Source organism: Stutzerimonas kunmingensis (assembly GCF_014764705.1).
In the GTDB taxonomy this organism is placed as follows: domain Bacteria; phylum Pseudomonadota; class Gammaproteobacteria; order Pseudomonadales; family Pseudomonadaceae; genus Stutzerimonas.
On record NZ_JACXXG010000007.1, the window covers coordinates 35,584 to 52,251 of the forward strand.

A 16,668-nucleotide genomic window follows, 5' to 3' on the forward strand; every position below is an offset into this window, starting at 1 on the left:
ATGAAGAGCCCCAGACCGACCTGTGCGCGTCGGAACCATGTGCCGGGTCTTAAGTCTATTTAGCGTTCTTCTCGGGCACCGGGCTGCGAGGGGAAGAGCTGTAAGCAGGCCGTATGGTCTGCCAGCACGTCGAATCGGACATTGTCGTGTCGCTAACGGGCCATCATCGATGGCCAGCAAGGATCAAGGAATGAATGTATCGCTGGTCATTCTGGCGTTGACCGTCGCCAGTTTTCTTCTCGGGTTTCTTCGCGATCTGTTCATCGCCCGCTCTTTCGGCCTCAGCTGGGAAGCGGACCTCATCTTCGTCGCCCTGATCCTGCCGCTGTTCTTCGAGAACTTCCTCGGTCTCGCCTTGCGCGACGCCATGATCCCGTACCTGCAGAAGCTGCGCAGCCAGTCGCAATCGCTGTTCGAGGCGGTCGCGCGCTGGCTGTACTGGCGCATCATGCTGCTCGGTGGCGCGGCCTGCCTGCTGATACTGCTGACCAGCTACTGGGTGCTGAACGCCCTGGCGCCGGGCTGGACACCGGAACAGGTCGCCAACGGACAACTGGTCTTCTGCATCGGTGCACTACTGATCGGCGTACAGGCCGCGCTGTACTGCCAGGGCGCGTTGCTCAACATGGACAACGTGTTCGTCATGCCGATGACACGAACCCTGCTGCTCAATGCCGGAGCAATCATCGGGATTCTGCTGTTCGAACCCAGCGGCATGGTGATCTTCCTCGGCATGCTGTTGCCGCAGCTGGCCCTGATCGTCGTGCAGCACCGCCGCATTCGTTACCTGCGAGGAGAAGCGCAACCGCTGGAAAAAGGCCACGGCAGTCAGTTCGGCCTGGCATTCGCCCCGGTACTGCTGGCCGCCGGTGCCCAGCAGGCGTGCATCCTGGCCGAGCGGATGTTCGCCTCGTTCCTCGAGGAAGGCAGCATCACCATGCTGTCGTTCGCCTTCCGCATCGTCACCATCCCGCTGACGCTGTACGCGATGTCGGTGCTTTCCGTGCTCTTTCCGCAGTTCTCCTCCAGCTGGAACGAGCAGGATCACAGCGCTCATGCCGCGGTGATTCGCAAGGGGCTGCTGGCGACGTTGCTGTTCCTGGTGCCGGCCACCGTCGTGCTTTGCTCCTTCCCGGAAGCGGTGGTCGCGGTACTGCTCGAGCGCGGCGAGTTCGGCGCCACGCAAACCCAGGCAACCGCCTCGCTGATGGTCATCTACGCGCTTGGTCTGCCGTCGATGGGGCTCGCCCTGCTCTGGGGCCGCGCCCTGCTCGCCCAGCACCAGGTTCGCCTGTTTCTGGTGATCACCCTGATCAGCTCGGCCATGACCATCGCCCTGGATGCCGCGCTTTACAAGCACTATGGCGCCGCAGGCCTGGCACTGGCCTTCTCCAGCGGTGTCACGCTGCAGGCGCTGTTCATGGGGTTGTTCGTCTATCGCGCCTCGCCCAAGGGCGCCGGTGTGGCTGTGCTCGCGCGCTGGGCCGCGACAGCTGCGGTGTTGGCCGCCGCGCTGCACTTCGTGCCTCAGCCACAAGGCTTTATCGAACTCTGCGTCTATATCGGCCTGGTGCTGATCGGTTTCGCCGCCGGCGTGACCTTGCTCGGCGAGCGCGACCTGTTCAAGCCACGCTACTGGTCCATGCGCAAGGCCTGACGGCAACGCGGCGGTCCTGCATCGCCGCTCTTTCGATCATCACCGACAACAGAAACAAAAAGGCCGCTGACATCAGACAGCGGCCTTTTTGTTTGAGCGTCGTTCAACCACCGAAGGCGAGCATTCCCATGGTGCTGATGCCTGGTGCGGTCCAGTCTGACCCTTTGCTCTCGACCTGGGTCATGCGCGGCTTGCGCTGCTCCAGCACGATATCCAGCGCGCGACTCGGCAAAATGTCGATGTCGTCAAAGGTGATGATCTGGCCAGGCTCGACGGCGCGTTTGAGCGCAGTCTTGCGCAGCAGACCGATCGGCACGTGATCCGGGTGCTCGGCCAGCTTGATCGCCTCGCCACGGAACTGGAAACCGCCGATGCCGCGCTCGATCAACTCACCCGGCTTCATGGCACGCTTGGCGATGGCCGCAACGCCGAGGGTCGGTTCGGTCGAGTTGTTGAGCAGCACACCACCGCCATTCAGCACGCGGCGCACGGTCTTGCCCACTTCCAGCGAGCAGAGGTGGAACGGACGCACCAGCGTGTAGAACGGCCCGCGGCCCAGCTTGAAGTACTCGATTGCCTGCGCCTGATCCTCGTCGTGCCTGCCCACCAGGAACACGCCGCCGGCCGGGTAGCCGGAAGGAATGACGTAGTCGACGATTGGCTGCCCTGCTCGCTCGGCCATCATGCCGAGCAGGCTGGCGCTGTCGTCCAGGTTGGTCGAGGCCAGCCCCTCCATGCCCTGACGGGTAATGGTGGCGCCCAGGCCGTTACCGATGATCACCTGCTCGATCTGCACCTTGGTGCCGTCGGTGAAGGACGTGGTCTGATCGACGCTGATCCCCTGTCGATTGGCCCAGTAGGCCATGTCTTCCGGCGACGGATCATGGTTCAGATAGCCCTTCATGTTGCCGTACACCAGCGGCTGAAAGCCCATCTGCAGCGCGTCTTCATGCAGGGCCGCAAGCGAACCTGGCTGGTCGCCTTCGGCTTCGGTGAGGAAACCCCTGCCAGCCAGGAAGGAGCCCGTGGTCACCTGCAGTTCGGCGTTGACCGTCACCACCTGCAAGCCCGCTTCGAAAGCGCGCTCGATGACTGAAGTCCCATGGAACACGTCACCGCTGCACTCGACAATCAGATCGGAATGATCGATCAGCTCGTCCAGCGAGTTGGTGAGGACGTCTGCCAACGGGAAGTCAGCCATCGTTGAGAGCGGTCGGCGTGTCAGGACGCGCGAGATTTCCATGTCCGGATAGTGTTTCTTGATTAACCGCACGAAGCCGCGGGCGATCATTCCGGTTCCGGAAACACCGATTTTCTTGATCTCTGAGGTAGGCATAAACTGAATCCATTCAATGGGCATCAGCGCTATGACAGCAGCTGAGCGAAAAGATTTTTGAAAAGCTGCCTATTTGTCACTTTTGCAGACTTCTCCACACCCGCGACGCTGAAGCCGGGCGGCATGCCTGAAAGTAGTTGTCTCGGAGGGTTCACGCTAATTGACGACGACGGGCGGTTTCGCACCAACCGATGGATTTCTGTCGCCAGAAAACGAAACGGCGAGTGCTATTGAAAGCCACTCGCCGTTTCGTCCCAGCAAGGCAGATCAGCCAAGCGAGGCGATGGCTGCCTCGTAGTTCGGTTCACTGCCGATCTCGTTGACCAGCTCGCTGTGCAGGACGCGATTCTGTTCGTCGAGCACGACTACCGCGCGAGCTGCGACCCCGGCCAGCGGGCCGCTGGCAATCGCTACGCCGTAATCCTCGAGGAACTCGGCACCGCGCATGGTGGACAGGTTGATGACATTCTCCAGCCCCTCGGCGCCGCAGAAGCGCTTCTGCGCGAACGGCAGGTCGGCGGAGATGCACAGCACCACGGTGTTTTCCAGGGCATTGGCCTGAGCATTGAACTTGCGCACCGAGGTGGCGCAGGTCGGTGTATCGATGCTCGGGAAGATGTTGAGAATCTTGCGCTTGCCGGCAAGGCTCGACAGCTCGACATCGGAAAGGTCAGCGCCCACCAGGCGGAACGCCTTGGCCTGCTGGCCGGCCTGGGGGAAGTCACCGGCCACTTGGATCGGTGTGCCTTTCAGGGTGATTTCAGTCATTTGCTTCGCTCCTCGATATGAATAGGCAATAAAAAAGGTCGTGGAACGCGCAGCTCCACGACCTGGGTGGTCGACACGGGCTTGTTCCTGTTGCACGACCGATGCAGCGCTGGCTGCCCGCACCGGTCGCTATCGGACATCAGCTACGTGCGAAATATTCCTTGGTCAGCTTGACCACTACCGGACTCAGCAGCAACAGCGAAACCAGGTTGGGGATCGCCATCAGGCCGTTGAGGGTATCGGCCAACAACCAGGCGAAGTCGAGCTGGGCAATGGCGCCGAACGGCACTGCCAGAACCCAGATCACGCGGAACGGCCAGATGGCTCGCGTGCCGACCAGGAACTCCCAGCACTTCTCGCCGAAATAGCTCCAGCCAAGGATTGTGGTAAAGGCGAAGACCACCAGCGCGAGAGTCAGGATGATGCCACCGATACCCGGCATGGCCGACTCGAAGGCTGCCGCGGACAGCGCCGCACCGCTTTCGCCGCTGGTCCAGACCCCGGTGCAGATGATCGCCAGGCCGGTCATCGAGCAGACGATGATGGTGTCGATGAATGTACCCAGCATGCCGATCATGCCCGAGCGCACCGAGCTGGTGGTGGTTCCGGCCGCCTGAGCGATACCAGCGGTACCAAGGCCCGCCTCGTTGGAGAAGATGCCGCGGGCAACACCGAAGCGAATCGCCGCCATGACCGCAGCGCCGGCGAAGCCACCGGTTGCGGCGATCGGCGTGAAGGCGTGGGTGAAGATCAGGTCGAATGCCGCCGGAATGGCCGAGGCATTGACTACCAGCACCACGGCAGCGGCGATCAGGTACGCCAGGCACATGAACGGTACGAGCGACGCGGCGACCACACCGATGCGGCGAATACCGCCGAGAATCACCAGGCCGACGATCACCATTGTGATCAGGCCGGTCGCCCACAGCGGTACCGAGAAGGTGGTTTCCAGCGCGTGGGCCATGCTGTTGACCTGCACCATGTTGCCAATGCCGAAGCCGGCCAGCCCGCCGAAGATGGCGAACGCAGTGCCAAGCCAGACCCACTTCTTGCCCAGCCCGTTCTTGATGGCATACATGGGGCCGCCAACGTGCTCGCCGCGGTCGTCCTTCTCACGGTAGTGGACCGCCAGTACGACTTCGCAGTACTTGGTGGCCATACCCACCAGCGCGGTGCACCACATCCAGAACAGCGCACCCGGCCCGCCGAGGAAGATGGCCGTGGCCACGCCTGCGATGTTGCCGGTACCCACGGTCGCCGCCAGCGAGGTCATCAGCGCCTGGAAAGGGCTGATTTCGCCAGTTGCTTCGTCACCCTTGGTGCGTCCGCGCCACATCAGCGCAAAGCCGGTCGGGATGCGGGTCAGCGGCATGAACTTGAGGAAGATCATCAGGAACAGACCGGTACCAAGGATCAGCACCAGCATGGGTGGGCCCCAGACGAGGCCGTTGACGCTATTGACGAGGTTATTCAGAAATTCCATTCGAGCACCTTATTTCTTATAGGCGAGTTCCCTCGCGTTAGGGTCGCGCTACCGTGGAGCCGTTGAAAAACATGACGCTTGTGGCGGTGGTTTTTCAGCGACTAGGTAACGGCGATTCCGATACGCCTCTGGAGCTTGCGCTGCGCTGAGGTCCGCGAGCGCTTTGCAAGACTCGTGCTAGAGCGTTGCGCGGTTATGACCGCGACGTTCGGAAGCGTGGATGCTACCACTGCATTCGCCCATTGGGCTCGGGGCAATCGCGCCAGATTCGATGATCGAATCGACGCGAAAACCAGACCGAACGGTCAGACCCCGACAGCTCGACTCAGCCGAGCCAGGAATGGCATGGAAAGCGAAATCAGCGTAGCCCAGTCTGGTGCGCCCGCCAGTGCGGATTGATGCAGTTTGGTGCGCCCGACCGATGAGAGCGCGAATGCTTCGTCATGCCTCTGCGCCTCCTCGATCATGGCGCACCAGCGGTGTTCCGGCGCCGCGCAATCGATCAGAAGTCGCGGCGATAGAACAGGTCCAACGAGCTGGCCAATCCGCTGGCGGCTTCGAGGAAGATTCGCCGCGTCAGCTGATAGCGCAGCGCAATGGTATTCGACGGCTCGAACACGCCGACGCCATAGCGCAATGCCAGCCGTTCCGTCAGCCGCCCGGTAGCGACCACGCTGGTGCCAACGCCGGTGCCTTCGGTGTCTAGCTGGAAGTCCTGTATGCCCAGGCGCTGCGCCAGGCCACCGGTGATGGACGAGCTACCCGCCAGGCCAAGGCCCAGCGCCGCCTGTGCCAGCAGGTTGCTGTCCCCGGTATCGGCACCCAGCGGTCGCCCCAGCACCAGATACGCCAGTGCCTGCTCCTGACTCATGGCAGGCTCGGAAAACACGTCGATGCGTGGCTGCTCGGCGCTGCCGGTGATGCGCAGGCCGGCGATCACATTCTCCGCATCGATACGGCGAATCGCCTCAATGTTGAGGAACGGCTGGCTGATCACGCCAGTGAACAGCAACTCGGCGCGGCGGATGGTCAGTCGCTGGCCGTAGGCTCGGTATCGGCCGTTCTTCAGCTGTAGCTCGCCACGTGCATCCAGGTTGTCGCCAATGTGCAGATAGCCGGCGAGATCGGCGGTCAGGCCGAAGCCGGAGAAGCGCAGGCGGTCCTGGCCCACCTCGACATCAATGTCCATCTTCACTGCCAGCGGGGTCGCCGGCTCCTCGGCTTCGCGGCCGATGATCACCGTGTCCTCAGAGACCTTGACTGTCGCCGGCGGTAGCTCGCGAACCGTGATCGCTCCTCGCGGTACTTCGACCCGACCGCTGACCGCCAGGTCTTGCCCGCTAAGCACGATGCGCAGGTCGGGCTCGACTTCCAGGTCGGCGTAAGGCTCGACCACCACCGGCAGGCGACTGCCCTTGATCGCCAGATCCAGATCCAGTTCGTTCCGCCAGTCCAGCGAGCCGGCCAGACTGCCGCGTCCCTGCTCGCCGGCACGCCAGTTGCCGTCGATGTCCAGCCGCTCACCCTCGATCAGCATGCGCACCCGCAGGTCTTCGAACGTCGTCGGCAACTCGCTGCCGGCGATCTCACCGTCACTCAACAGCAGTTGGCCGTTGAGTGACGGCTGCTGCAGGGTGCCGGCCAACTGGCCACTGCCGTTCAGTTCGCCGCGCAAACGCTCGACCATCGGCACGAATGGGCGCGCCACCGACAGATCGAGACCACTCAGGCGAAACTCGCCATCAATCGGCTTGGCCGCGGGCCGCGGATCGATCTGCAGCTGCACGTCAAGCTCGCCCAGCTCGCCGCCCAGAAAGCGCAGCTGGCTGTCGATCCGCTCCGGCAGCAGTCGGCTGTTCAGCACCAGGGTCTGATAGGGGAAATCGTGCCACTCGTCCACATCGCGAATGCGCAGCACGCCGGGGCCGGCGTCGACCCGAACCCGGCCATTGGGCCCGCCAGCGGGAAGATCCAGTTCGATATCGGCATTCAGTTCGCCCTGCCAGCGGAAATCTTCGGGCAGATAGTCGACCAGGGTCTGCAGTGAGAAATCGCGCAGGCGATAGCGAATCTGCGGTTCCGGCAGCAGACGCTGATTCTCCGCGCAGAGGCTGGCGGGCCCGGAACGCCAGCAATGCGCACCGAACTCCAGTCGGCCATCGGCGAAACGCTGCAGTGTGGCCGGCCGTTGCAGGGCCCAGTCTTGCTGCTGCGCGCTGAGCTCGCCGCGCGTCAGCCGGCCAAGCCAATCCTCACCGCGCAATCCACCATCGAAAGCCAGCGCCAGGTCGAGCAACGGACCTTGCAGCTGCAGCTCGGCCTGATGCCGTTCCGCCGCGCCTTCGGCACTGATCCGCAGTGCGCCGAGGTCCGTCTCGCCTGCGCGGATTCGCTCGGCGTTCAGCGCCAGCCGACCACGTTCTCCATCGGATAGCTGACCCTGCACGTTGAGGCGACGCAGCCGATTGTCCTGATAAGCGAGGTTGCGACCGTTTAGCTCGAGCTGCGCGCTCGGCGCCGCTGCGGTTCCCGCCAGCGTGACCTCACCGTTCACTCGCCCCCTGAGACCGGGCCACAGCTGCGCCAGGCGGCCCAGTTCCAATTGCAGTCGACCATCCAGCGTCTGTGCCCAGGTGCCGTTGCCCTGTACGCGGTTATCGCCCATGCGCAGGTCGATGACCGGCAGATCCCAGCGCTCGCCCTCGCCGTTGGCTTGCAGCTGCAGACGGGTATTCTGCCCGCGCAGGCGCCCGGCGAGGTCGAGGCTCGCCTCGGCCTGCAGCTGCTCGTCACGCAAGGCGCCCTGGCTCTTCAGCGAACCGCCGAGATTGCCCGGCAGTTCGGCCAGCCAGTACGCCGGATCGAGTTCGCTCAGCGTCAGGTCGGCTTTCCAGTCGATGCCCGCGGCGAAGCCGACGCTCAACGAACCCGTCGCACTGCCCTGCCCGGCTTGCAGCTGCAGTTGCGGCAGATGCACCGCTTCGAGATTGCCGCTGACCGGGCTGTTCAGTGTGAAATCCCCGGCCGGGCCCGTCATGGCCGATTCGAAATTGCCGAGATAGCTGCCGTCGTCGTACTGAATCTGCGCCTTGAGCTCGCGCAGCGTCACCGGCGGCTCTTCGATCGCCGGGTAGAGCCGTCGCCAGGGAAAATTGCGCCAGAGCAGATCGGCATTCGCGGTCAGGCCGTCCTGCCAGTCGACATCGCCACTCAGCCGCACATCGCGCTGCTGCCCCGCATCCAGCTCGAGCATCTCGATCTGCGCTCCGCTCGGACTGACGACGCCCTCCAGCGCCAGCCGCACTGCGCCGCCCTCGCCCGGCAGTTCTGTGGTACCGAGCAGCCGGTAGCCGTCCTGCAGGTTGCCACTCGCTGTCAGCTGCAGATCGTTCAGGCGCAGGGTGTCCGGCAGATCGGGCAGCGGCTTGAACCCGTCGGCGCTCAGCCGGAGCGTCGCCGGCAATTGCTCATCGAGGGCCCGCAGCTGCCCGCTGAGGGTGCCGTCGAGATAGCCCTGGCTTTTCACCTGCACCTGCAGCTGCTCGCGCAGGGCGCCATCCACGGCGATCATCAGCGCCCACGGCTGCTCGTCCGGCGACTGCAACGCTGCCTGCCCGTCCAGCGTCAACGGCCAATCACCGCTGGGCTGCAGCCGGCCAGTCACTGACAGGTCCACATCCGCCCTGCGCAGGTCGAGGCGCTGGATATCCAGGCCATCCGCACGCCAATTTGCCTGCAGAGACAGGTTTCGCACCTGCTCGCTTTCATTGAGCGTCACCCGGCCGATTTCGATGCGTTCGACTTGCAGCGCCAGCGGTAGATCGAGCTCAGGCAAGCTGAAGGGCTCCGCCGCCGGGTCAGGCTCGCTGGGCGGGAAGCTGAGGTCGATGTCGCCGGTGACCAGCTCGTCGATGCACAGCGTGCGCTTTAGCAGGCACGCCGGTGACCAGACAAGACGGGGCTGTTGCACTTCGACACGACTGCCGCCCTGCTCCCAGATCAGCCGCTCGGCCTGCCAGCGTTGGCCGAGTCGGCCCTCGAACGCTTCGACCGTCAGCCCCGGCACCTGCCCCAGCAGCCAGCGGCTGCCGCTGGCGGTGCCGAGCAGCACGGCGGTGACGATGAGCACGAGCAGTATCAGCCCAAGCAGCGTCCAGCCAAGCCCACGCAGTACCCGCATCACAGTTCCGGCCCCATGGAGAAATGCAGGCGGACGCCACCGTCGCCGTCCAGCGGATGAGCGACATCGACGCGAATTGGGCCGACCGGCGATACCCAGCGCACACCGACGCCAACGGCACTTTTCAGCGTGGGAATTTCCAGTGAGTTGAAGGCGTTGCCCTGATCAACGAAGGTCGCGACACGCCATTTCTCGGCAATCGAATACTGATACTCGGCGCTGACCGCGAACTGATAGCGGCCGCCGATCTTGTCGCCATCGGAGTTGGTCGGTGACAGGCTCTGGTAATCGTAGCCACGCACGCTCTGATCACCACCGGCGAAATAGCGCAGTGACGGCGGCACGTTGACGTATTCATCGGTCCAGTTGCCGCCAAGCTGCACGCGACCGAGAAAGCGATGCCGCTGGGCCAGGGTGGTCAGCCCCCGCAGCTGCACGTTGGCGTGGACCAGGTCGGCGTCGGAAAGCACCCCGGCCTTCGCCGCGGCCACTTCGAACTGCAAGCGATAGCCGCGGCTCGGATCGATACGGTTGTCGCTACGCAGGTAGCTGTAGGCGACGCCGGGCATGAGCAAGGTGCTGGTTCCTGAATCGTCCCCGAGGCGATATTCCTCGTGCTGCCACTTCAGCGACAGCACGCGCAACCAGCCGCTGGGCAGCTGGCTGTGCCATTCCGGCCCGACCTTGAGCAGGCGGCTGAGGCTGTCGGTGCCGGCGATCTCTTCATACTGGTAGCCGCCGACGAAGCGCAGCTTGTCGGTCAGTGGCGGGTCCAGCGGGATGTCGTACCAGAACCCGACGTTCTGCCGCGGCGCCGACAGTTCCGCCTCGGCCCCGTAGCTATGGCCTTGCGGGTTGACCCAGTGGCGTGTCCAGTCCAGCCGGACCCGCGGGCCGACGTCGGTGGAATAACCAAGGCCGAAGCCAAAGGTGCGCGGCTTGCGCGTGGTGAGCGCGACCGAAACCGGGATGCGCTGCTGGTTGGCGCCGCTCGGGTTGGCATCGACGCGCACGCCCTCGAAATAGCCGCTCGACTGCAGCGCCTGGCTGAGTTCGGCGATCAGTTCGGAGTCGTACGGTGTATCCGTCTCGAACGGCACCATGCGCGCGAGCAGGTCGTCATCGAATGGCGAATCCCCCTCGAAGCGCACGTCGCCCAGGCGGTAGCGCGGCCCGCTGTCGAACACCAGCTCGACGTCGGCGACGTTCTCCCGCGGATCGACGGCCAGCCGCTGCTGGGTGAAGCGGCCATCGAAATAGCCGAAGCGCGAGGCCTGGTTGAGAAACTGCTGCTTCACCTCTTCGTACCGTCCGTGGTTCAGCACATCGCCCTGACGCAGGGTGCGTTCGGCGACGCGAAAGCCGGAGAACTCAGCGGCAGGCCCGTCCAGCCGGACGGTGATGTTGCGCAGCTTCACCGGCTCACCGGTTCGCACACGCAACACCAGCGCGGGTTCCTCGCCCTCACGCACATCGGTGCGGATGCGGCTGCGGTAGTAACCCAGCGCTTGCAACGCCTTTTCCGCCTGACTCTGCGCGACCCGGCTGTAGCGCAGCAGCTCGCGCGCGTCACGGTCGCCCAAGTCGCCAATGTAGTTCTCGATATTTTCCCGGAGCGCCCGGTTCTCGGGCTCGATGCGAACGTCGAGTTCAGCGGCGCTGGCATGGATGCCGCTCAACATCACGAGTGCGGCTACCAGCGGGCCGATTCGGTTCGATTTGCACATGGCCAGCGATGCTAGCACGTGTTTCCGAGCAAGCCCGAACGTGCGGGCTAGACAGTGTGTAAGGCGATCTTGCGGCGGGGCGGGCATCGGCTGACATCGCGTGGCTTCAGACCAGTCAGACTGGCCCGCCCGGATAAAATTCGGCCACACCTAACGCGCCGCTTCCATCCGCCTGGGCGCCGGATGAAAGAAGATGTGTTCGACCACCGGGCCGACGGCGATCTGGCCGATCTCCTCGTAGCCCTGCCGCTGGTAGAAGTTCAGGTAGCGTGGGTTGCCGGTATCGATCACCAGCCCCTGGGAGGTTTCATCCTCGGCGCACCACTCGTGCACCGCCTGCAGCAGCTGCTCACCATATTGCTGCCCCTGAAACTGCGGATGCACACCGAGCAACGGCAGCAGATGCACCGCGCCGGTCGGCAGACACGCCAGTACCGCCGCGTGGTAGTCCAGATAGCGCCTGGTGCAGCGGAACCCGGCGGTCAGCAGCATGCGCGCGCGCCAGGCCCAGCTTTCGGTGACATCCAGCCGCCGTTGCGGCGGCGCAATCAGCGCGACGGCTATCAGCCGATCGTCCAGCAACAGCCCGAGTGCTGGTTGCTGCTGCAGGAAATGCTGGTTTACCAGCTCCCGTACGGTCGCGCGCACGCGCTGCAGATAGCCGGGCCGGTCCGCCTCGAACAGGTAGGCAAAGGTCGGTTCGTGACGGTATGCGTGATATAGCAGCGAACGGGTTTCGCGGTCATAACCACTATCGAGCGTGCGAACCTCGGCAGACATCGGCATGGCAACTCTCGGCTTTTTCCAGAGGGATGCTTGCAACTTAGCAGCGCTTCGCCCGCCCCGCCACGCCGCCGGAGCTGCTGCCGTTCATGCTGCTCCAAAGACAATGCCGTTGCTGTCCGTTTCAGCTCGAAACTTGGTAAGCACGGCGCCGCGGCTCTAGAATCGGCGTTCTTTGCCCACGACAGATCGGCATCGGCAGCGCCGCGCCGGGTGTTCTTCCCCCTTGAGCCTCAGCCAGCCTCACGGAATCCCATGAAAATCGTTTCCTTCAATATCAATGGATTACGCGCAAGACCTCACCAGCTTTCTGCAGTCATTGAAAAGCATCAGCCAGACGTCATCGGCCTTCAGGAAACCAAGGTTTCTGACGAACAGTTTCCCCAGGCGGAGATCGAGGCGCTCGGCTACCACGTCCACTATCACGGGCAGAAGGGCCACTACGGCGTCGCCCTGCTCTCGCGCCAGGCACCGCTTGAGATCCACAAGGGCTTTCCCAGCGATGGCGAGGAGTCGCAGAAGCGCTTCATCTGGGGCCGCTTCGCCGATGCCGGTGGCCAGCAGGTTACCGTGATGAACGGCTACTTCCCCCAGGGCGAAAGCCGCGCCCATCCGGTGAAGTTTCCCGCCAAGACCAAGTTCTACGCCGACCTGCAGGCGTTGCTCGAACAGCAGTTCCGCCCCGAGGAATCGCTCGCGCTGATGGGCGACTTCAATATCTCCCCGCAGGACTGCGACATCGGCATCGGCGAAGTGAACGCCAAGCGTTGGCTGCGCACCGGCAAGTGCAGCTTTCTCCCCGAGGAGCGCGAGTGGCTCGAACGCCTGAAGGGCTGGGGGCTGCAGGACAGCTTTCGTACCCTAAACCCGGAAGTCGTCGATCGCTTCAGCTGGTTCGACTATCGCAGTCGCGGTTTCGAGGACGACCCGCGTCGCGGCCTGCGCATCGACTACATCCTCACCACCGCAGCGCTGCACCAGCGCGTGGTCGATTGTGGCGTCGACTACGACATTCGCGCGATGGAGAAGCCTTCGGACCACTGCCCGGTGTGGATCGAGCTGCGCTGACGACCGCTGCGCAATTCCGGCAGCGCCGTCCGCGCTGTCATTTATTGGTAACCGAACCGTCTTAATCTCGCGGCCTTCTACAAGGAGGTCGCGAGATGACGCCACGAGTGTTTGGACGGTTCTGGAATCGGGCATTGCCACTGCTGTTGATTACGCTGGGCAGCGCCTCCGGCAACAGCCTCGCCGCCCCGCCAGACGGAACGACCATACTGCGCATCCACGGCTCCAACACCGTGGGTGCCAAGCTGGCACCGATGCTGGTGGCCGGCCTGTTCGAGGCCAAGGGCCTGCAGTCGGTCCGCATCGCCCCGGCCGGCAAGGAGAACGAGCAGCGCGTCAATGCCCTCGACGAGCGGGGCAAGACCATCCAGGCGCTGGTCGCAGCCCATGGCACCGGTACCGGATTCGCCGGGCTGAAAGACGGCACTGCCGACCTCGCCGCTGCTTCGCGACCGATCAAGCAGAGCGAAGCGCAGAGCCTCTCCGCCCTGGGCGACCTGCGCAGCGCTGAGAGCGAACAGGTCATAGCCATCGATGGCCTGGCGGTGATCGTCCATCCCGATAACCCGGTGCAGTCGCTCAGCGTAGAACAGGTCGCACGCCTCTTCTCAGGCGAGATCGTCAACTGGCGTGAGCTCGGCGGTGCCAATGCAGCCGTCGAGTTGCACGCTCGCGATGACCAGTCCGGTACCTACGACACCTTCAAGGAACTGGTCCTGGGCAGCCAGGGCAAAACGCTGGCTACCAATGCAACCCGTTACGAGTCCAACGACGCCTTGTCCCTGGCCGTCAGCCGCCGTAGCGGGGCCATCGGCTTTGTCGGTCTCGCCTCTGTCGGCAAGTCGAAGGCGCTGGCAATCACCGACGGCGATTCCCAGCCCATGCCACCGACCACGGCCCTGGTCGCCACCGAAGACTATCCCCTGTCGCGGCGCCTGTTCCTCTACGCCGATCCACAGAAGCAATCGAAATGGACCCGCGAATTCCTGACGTTCGTGCATAGTCCTGCGGGGCAAGCCATCGTCGAGAAATCCGGCTACGTGGCCCAGGCCATCGCGCCGATCAGGCTGCCCGCGCAGGCGGCGATGCCCGCTGCCTACCAGCAATTGGCACGCGAAGCGCAACGGCTGACCGTCAACTTTCGCTTCGCCGAAGGCAGCGCGCAACTGGACAACAAGGCCCAGCGCGATGTGCAGCGTTTGATCGACTATCTCAACAGCCACGACAAGCAGATGAACGCGGCGGTGCTGGTCGGCTTCGGCGACGCCCGCAACGATCCCGCGCGGACTGCATTGCTGTCCAAGCTGCGCGCCATGGCGGTGCGTCGCGAACTGGCGCGTGGCGGCATCCTTGTAAAGGAAATCAACGGCTTGGGCGATCAACTTCCAGTGGCATCTAACAGCGAAGCTGGCCGCATCAAAAATCGCCGTGTCGAAGTCTGGGTGTACTGAAACGAGTGCAAGATCGTATCGGCTGCCAGCCGCGGGCGTACTGTCCCGGTGCAGGCGTCGGGTTTAAGCTCGGGCGATTTCCGCCAGCAGGAATCGTCCATGTACCTCGTCTGTGGTGAAGCGCTTTTCGATGTGTTCGCGGCCTCGACCGACAGCCGCAGTCGTCTGCATCTGGAAGCCGTTGCAGGTGGCTCGCCGTTCAACGTTGCCGTCGGGCTGGCCCGGTTGGGCACGCAAGTCGCGATGCTCGGTGGGCTCTCCCGCGATCATTTCGGTCAGCGCCTGCTAGAGCTTCTGCAGGAAGAAGGCGTTGCCACCGAACATCTCGCCATCTTCGATGCGCCGACCACCCTGGCGATGGTCGCCATCGGCGCCGATGGCAGTCCGGTCTACAGCTTTCGCGGCGAAGGTTGTGCCGATCGCCTGTTGCATACCGAACAGCTGCAGCCGCTGCCTGCTGGCATTCGCGGCATCCATTTCGGTTCCTATTCGCTGGTGACGCCGCCGATTGCCGATACGCTGCTGGCCTTGCTGCATCGCGAGCATGCCCAGCGCCTGATTTCACTCGATCCGAACATTCGCCTCAACGTCGAACCCAGCCTCGAACGTTGGCGCGAGCGGGTCGAGGCGTTCGCCGAACGCGCACATCTCATCAAGGTCAGCGACGAGGACCTGGCCCTGCTCTATCCGGGCGTTGCGCCAGCGAGCATCGCCCAGCGCTGGCTGGACCATCACGCAGAGCTGGTGGTGATCACGCGGGGTGGCGATGGCGCGCAGCTGTTCAGCCGGCAGCACGGCCAGCTCGATGTCGCAGCGCAACCAGTGACGGTGTGCGACAGCGTAGGCGCTGGCGACACGTTCCAGGCCGCCCTGCTGGCCTACCTGACCGAACAACGGCTGGACACCCCAGCGGGGCTCGCACAGATGTCGCCGGCACAGCTGCAGGCCATGCTCGAATTCGCCAGCAAGGCGGCAGCCATCACCTGTTCCAGACGTGGTCCGGAGCTGCCTTACCGATACGAAATAGCCTGAGCGATTTTGCCATCGTCGCCAGAGCGGCTATAACGCTTCGATGCCTTTCTCGACAACGGACCCTGCATGAGAGCGTTGAAGATCTCCGACCCGTCCTACGAACTCATGGACGATCACCACGGCAACTCACTGATCTACCGCGAGCACGGTTTCCCCTGCCCTCTGGTGCGCTGGCACAACCACAAGGAGTACGAGCTGCATCTGATCGTCGCCAGCTCGGGCAAGGTTTTCGTCGGCGACTACGTGGGCAATTTCGGGCCGAACAGCCTGTTTCTCACCGGTCCGCATCTGCCGCACAACTGGATCAGCCAGGTCGAGGAAGGCGAAGTCGTGGCCAAGCGCGACATGCTGGTCAACTTCACCGACGAAATGCTGGATGCCGGCCACAGCGTGTTCTCCGAGCTGCGCAGTTTCACGCCGATGCTCGAACGCTCGCGTTACGGCATCGAATTTCGATGCCCCAGCACCATCGACCAGGCCGGCGAGCTGATGCAGCGGATCGCCGACAGCCGCGGCGCCACTCGCCTCGGCTACTTTCTGATCATGCTCGAGCTGCTGGCGCGGTGCGACGACTACCAGCTGCTCTCCGGCGCCACCTCGGCACAGCTGAGCGACGAACACCATGCCGATCGCACCAACATGGCGGTCAACTACATCTTCGAGCACTACATGCGTGAACTGCCGCTGGAAGAAGTCGCCAGCCATCTCGGGATGAAACCCACCTACTTCTCGCGCTTCTTCAAGCGCGCCACCGGCCGCTGCTATGTCGAGTTCGTCAACAGCCTGCGCATCAGCAAGTCCTGCGAGCTGTTGCTCGATCAGGACAAGCCGGTTACCGACGTCTGCTTCGAGTCGGGCTTCAACAACCTGTCCAATTTCAATCGCCGCTTTCAGCAGCTCAAGGGCATGACGCCGTCCTGCTATCGCCGCCTGGTCGAACAACGGCTGACCGAGCAGAACCTGGCCGGCTGATACGCTTCCAGCCAGCCGAATTCGACGACCTCTTCCTCGCCCGTTGCTCCGCACACCTCTCTAAGGTCATGGCAAAGCCTTGTTCTTGAGCCTCTTGAAGGCGTCTGGGTAGCGGCACCGTGGGCGGTCGCCCTCAGTCCAAGGAGTGCAAAAACGTATCGGTAGAAGTGCAGTCACGGCTTTGTCGCACAGCCACAGCCGGCGCTGTAAT

11 protein-coding genes are annotated in these 16,668 nt (G+C 63.6%); 5 read left to right on the forward strand and 6 right to left on the reverse strand.

All coding sequences use genetic code 11. The features are described 5' to 3' along the window. Window positions 1-190: 190 nt before the first annotated feature. Entirely contained in the window at window positions 191-1,657 is a 1,467-nt protein-coding gene (locus IEG05_RS08175) for a lipid II flippase MurJ (RefSeq protein WP_191121890.1), read from the forward strand. A gap of 103 nt (window positions 1,658-1,760) precedes the next feature. Here the strand turns inward: IEG05_RS08175 and IEG05_RS08180 are convergent, their stop codons facing one another. The 6 genes from IEG05_RS08180 to IEG05_RS08205 all read right to left on the reverse strand — a co-directional run bounded on the left by IEG05_RS08180 (window position 1,761) and on the right by IEG05_RS08205 (window position 11,937). Next, a complete protein-coding gene (locus tag IEG05_RS08180) occupies window positions 1,761-2,948 on the reverse strand; it encodes an NAD(P)-dependent oxidoreductase (RefSeq protein ID WP_042928202.1) in 1,188 nt (395 codons plus the stop codon). Between the two features lie 312 nt (window positions 2,949-3,260). Then, window positions 3,261-3,761: a thiol peroxidase gene (tpx, locus tag IEG05_RS08185; protein WP_045667133.1), complete on the reverse strand. Its 501-nt coding sequence runs from the start codon at window positions 3,759-3,761 to the stop codon at window positions 3,261-3,263. 139 nt (window positions 3,762-3,900) lie between these two features. Then, window positions 3,901-5,244, reverse strand: a complete 1,344-nt coding sequence (locus IEG05_RS08190) for an alanine/glycine:cation symporter family protein (RefSeq protein ID WP_191121891.1) — start codon at window positions 5,242-5,244, stop codon at window positions 3,901-3,903. A 502-nt stretch (window positions 5,245-5,746) separates the two neighbouring features. Continuing rightward, window positions 5,747-9,424, reverse strand: coding sequence for a translocation/assembly module TamB domain-containing protein (locus IEG05_RS08195; RefSeq protein WP_191121892.1), 3,678 nt, complete (start codon window positions 9,422-9,424; stop codon window positions 5,747-5,749). After that, window positions 9,424-11,106, reverse strand: a complete 1,683-nt coding sequence (locus IEG05_RS08200; RefSeq protein WP_172602809.1) for an autotransporter assembly complex protein TamA — start codon at window positions 11,104-11,106, stop codon at window positions 9,424-9,426. The genes IEG05_RS08195 and IEG05_RS08200 overlap by 1 nt, the downstream gene beginning before the upstream one ends. Before the next feature lie 195 nt (window positions 11,107-11,301). Beyond that, the gene (locus IEG05_RS08205; RefSeq protein ID WP_191121893.1) at window positions 11,302-11,937 is read right to left on the reverse strand and encodes a GNAT family N-acetyltransferase; all 636 of its coding nucleotides are present in this window, start codon (window positions 11,935-11,937) and stop codon (window positions 11,302-11,304) included. 252 nt (window positions 11,938-12,189) lie between these two features. Between IEG05_RS08205 and xthA the strand changes: the two genes are divergently transcribed. The 4 genes from xthA (at window position 12,190) to IEG05_RS08225 (ending at window position 16,457) form a co-directional block, all read left to right on the forward strand. Then, window positions 12,190-13,002, forward strand: a complete 813-nt coding sequence (gene xthA / locus IEG05_RS08210) for an exodeoxyribonuclease III (protein ID WP_191121894.1) — start codon at window positions 12,190-12,192, stop codon at window positions 13,000-13,002. Between the two features lie 95 nt (window positions 13,003-13,097). Beyond that, entirely contained in the window at window positions 13,098-14,453 is a 1,356-nt protein-coding gene (locus IEG05_RS08215) for a substrate-binding domain-containing protein (RefSeq protein WP_191121895.1), read from the forward strand. Between the two features lie 99 nt (window positions 14,454-14,552). Next, window positions 14,553-15,485: a carbohydrate kinase family protein gene (locus IEG05_RS08220; protein ID WP_191121896.1), complete on the forward strand. Its 933-nt coding sequence runs from the start codon at window positions 14,553-14,555 to the stop codon at window positions 15,483-15,485. A 66-nt stretch (window positions 15,486-15,551) separates the two neighbouring features. Further along, a complete protein-coding gene (locus tag IEG05_RS08225) occupies window positions 15,552-16,457 on the forward strand; it encodes an AraC family transcriptional regulator (RefSeq protein WP_191121897.1) in 906 nt (301 codons plus the stop codon). Window positions 16,458-16,668 lie beyond the last annotated feature (211 nt).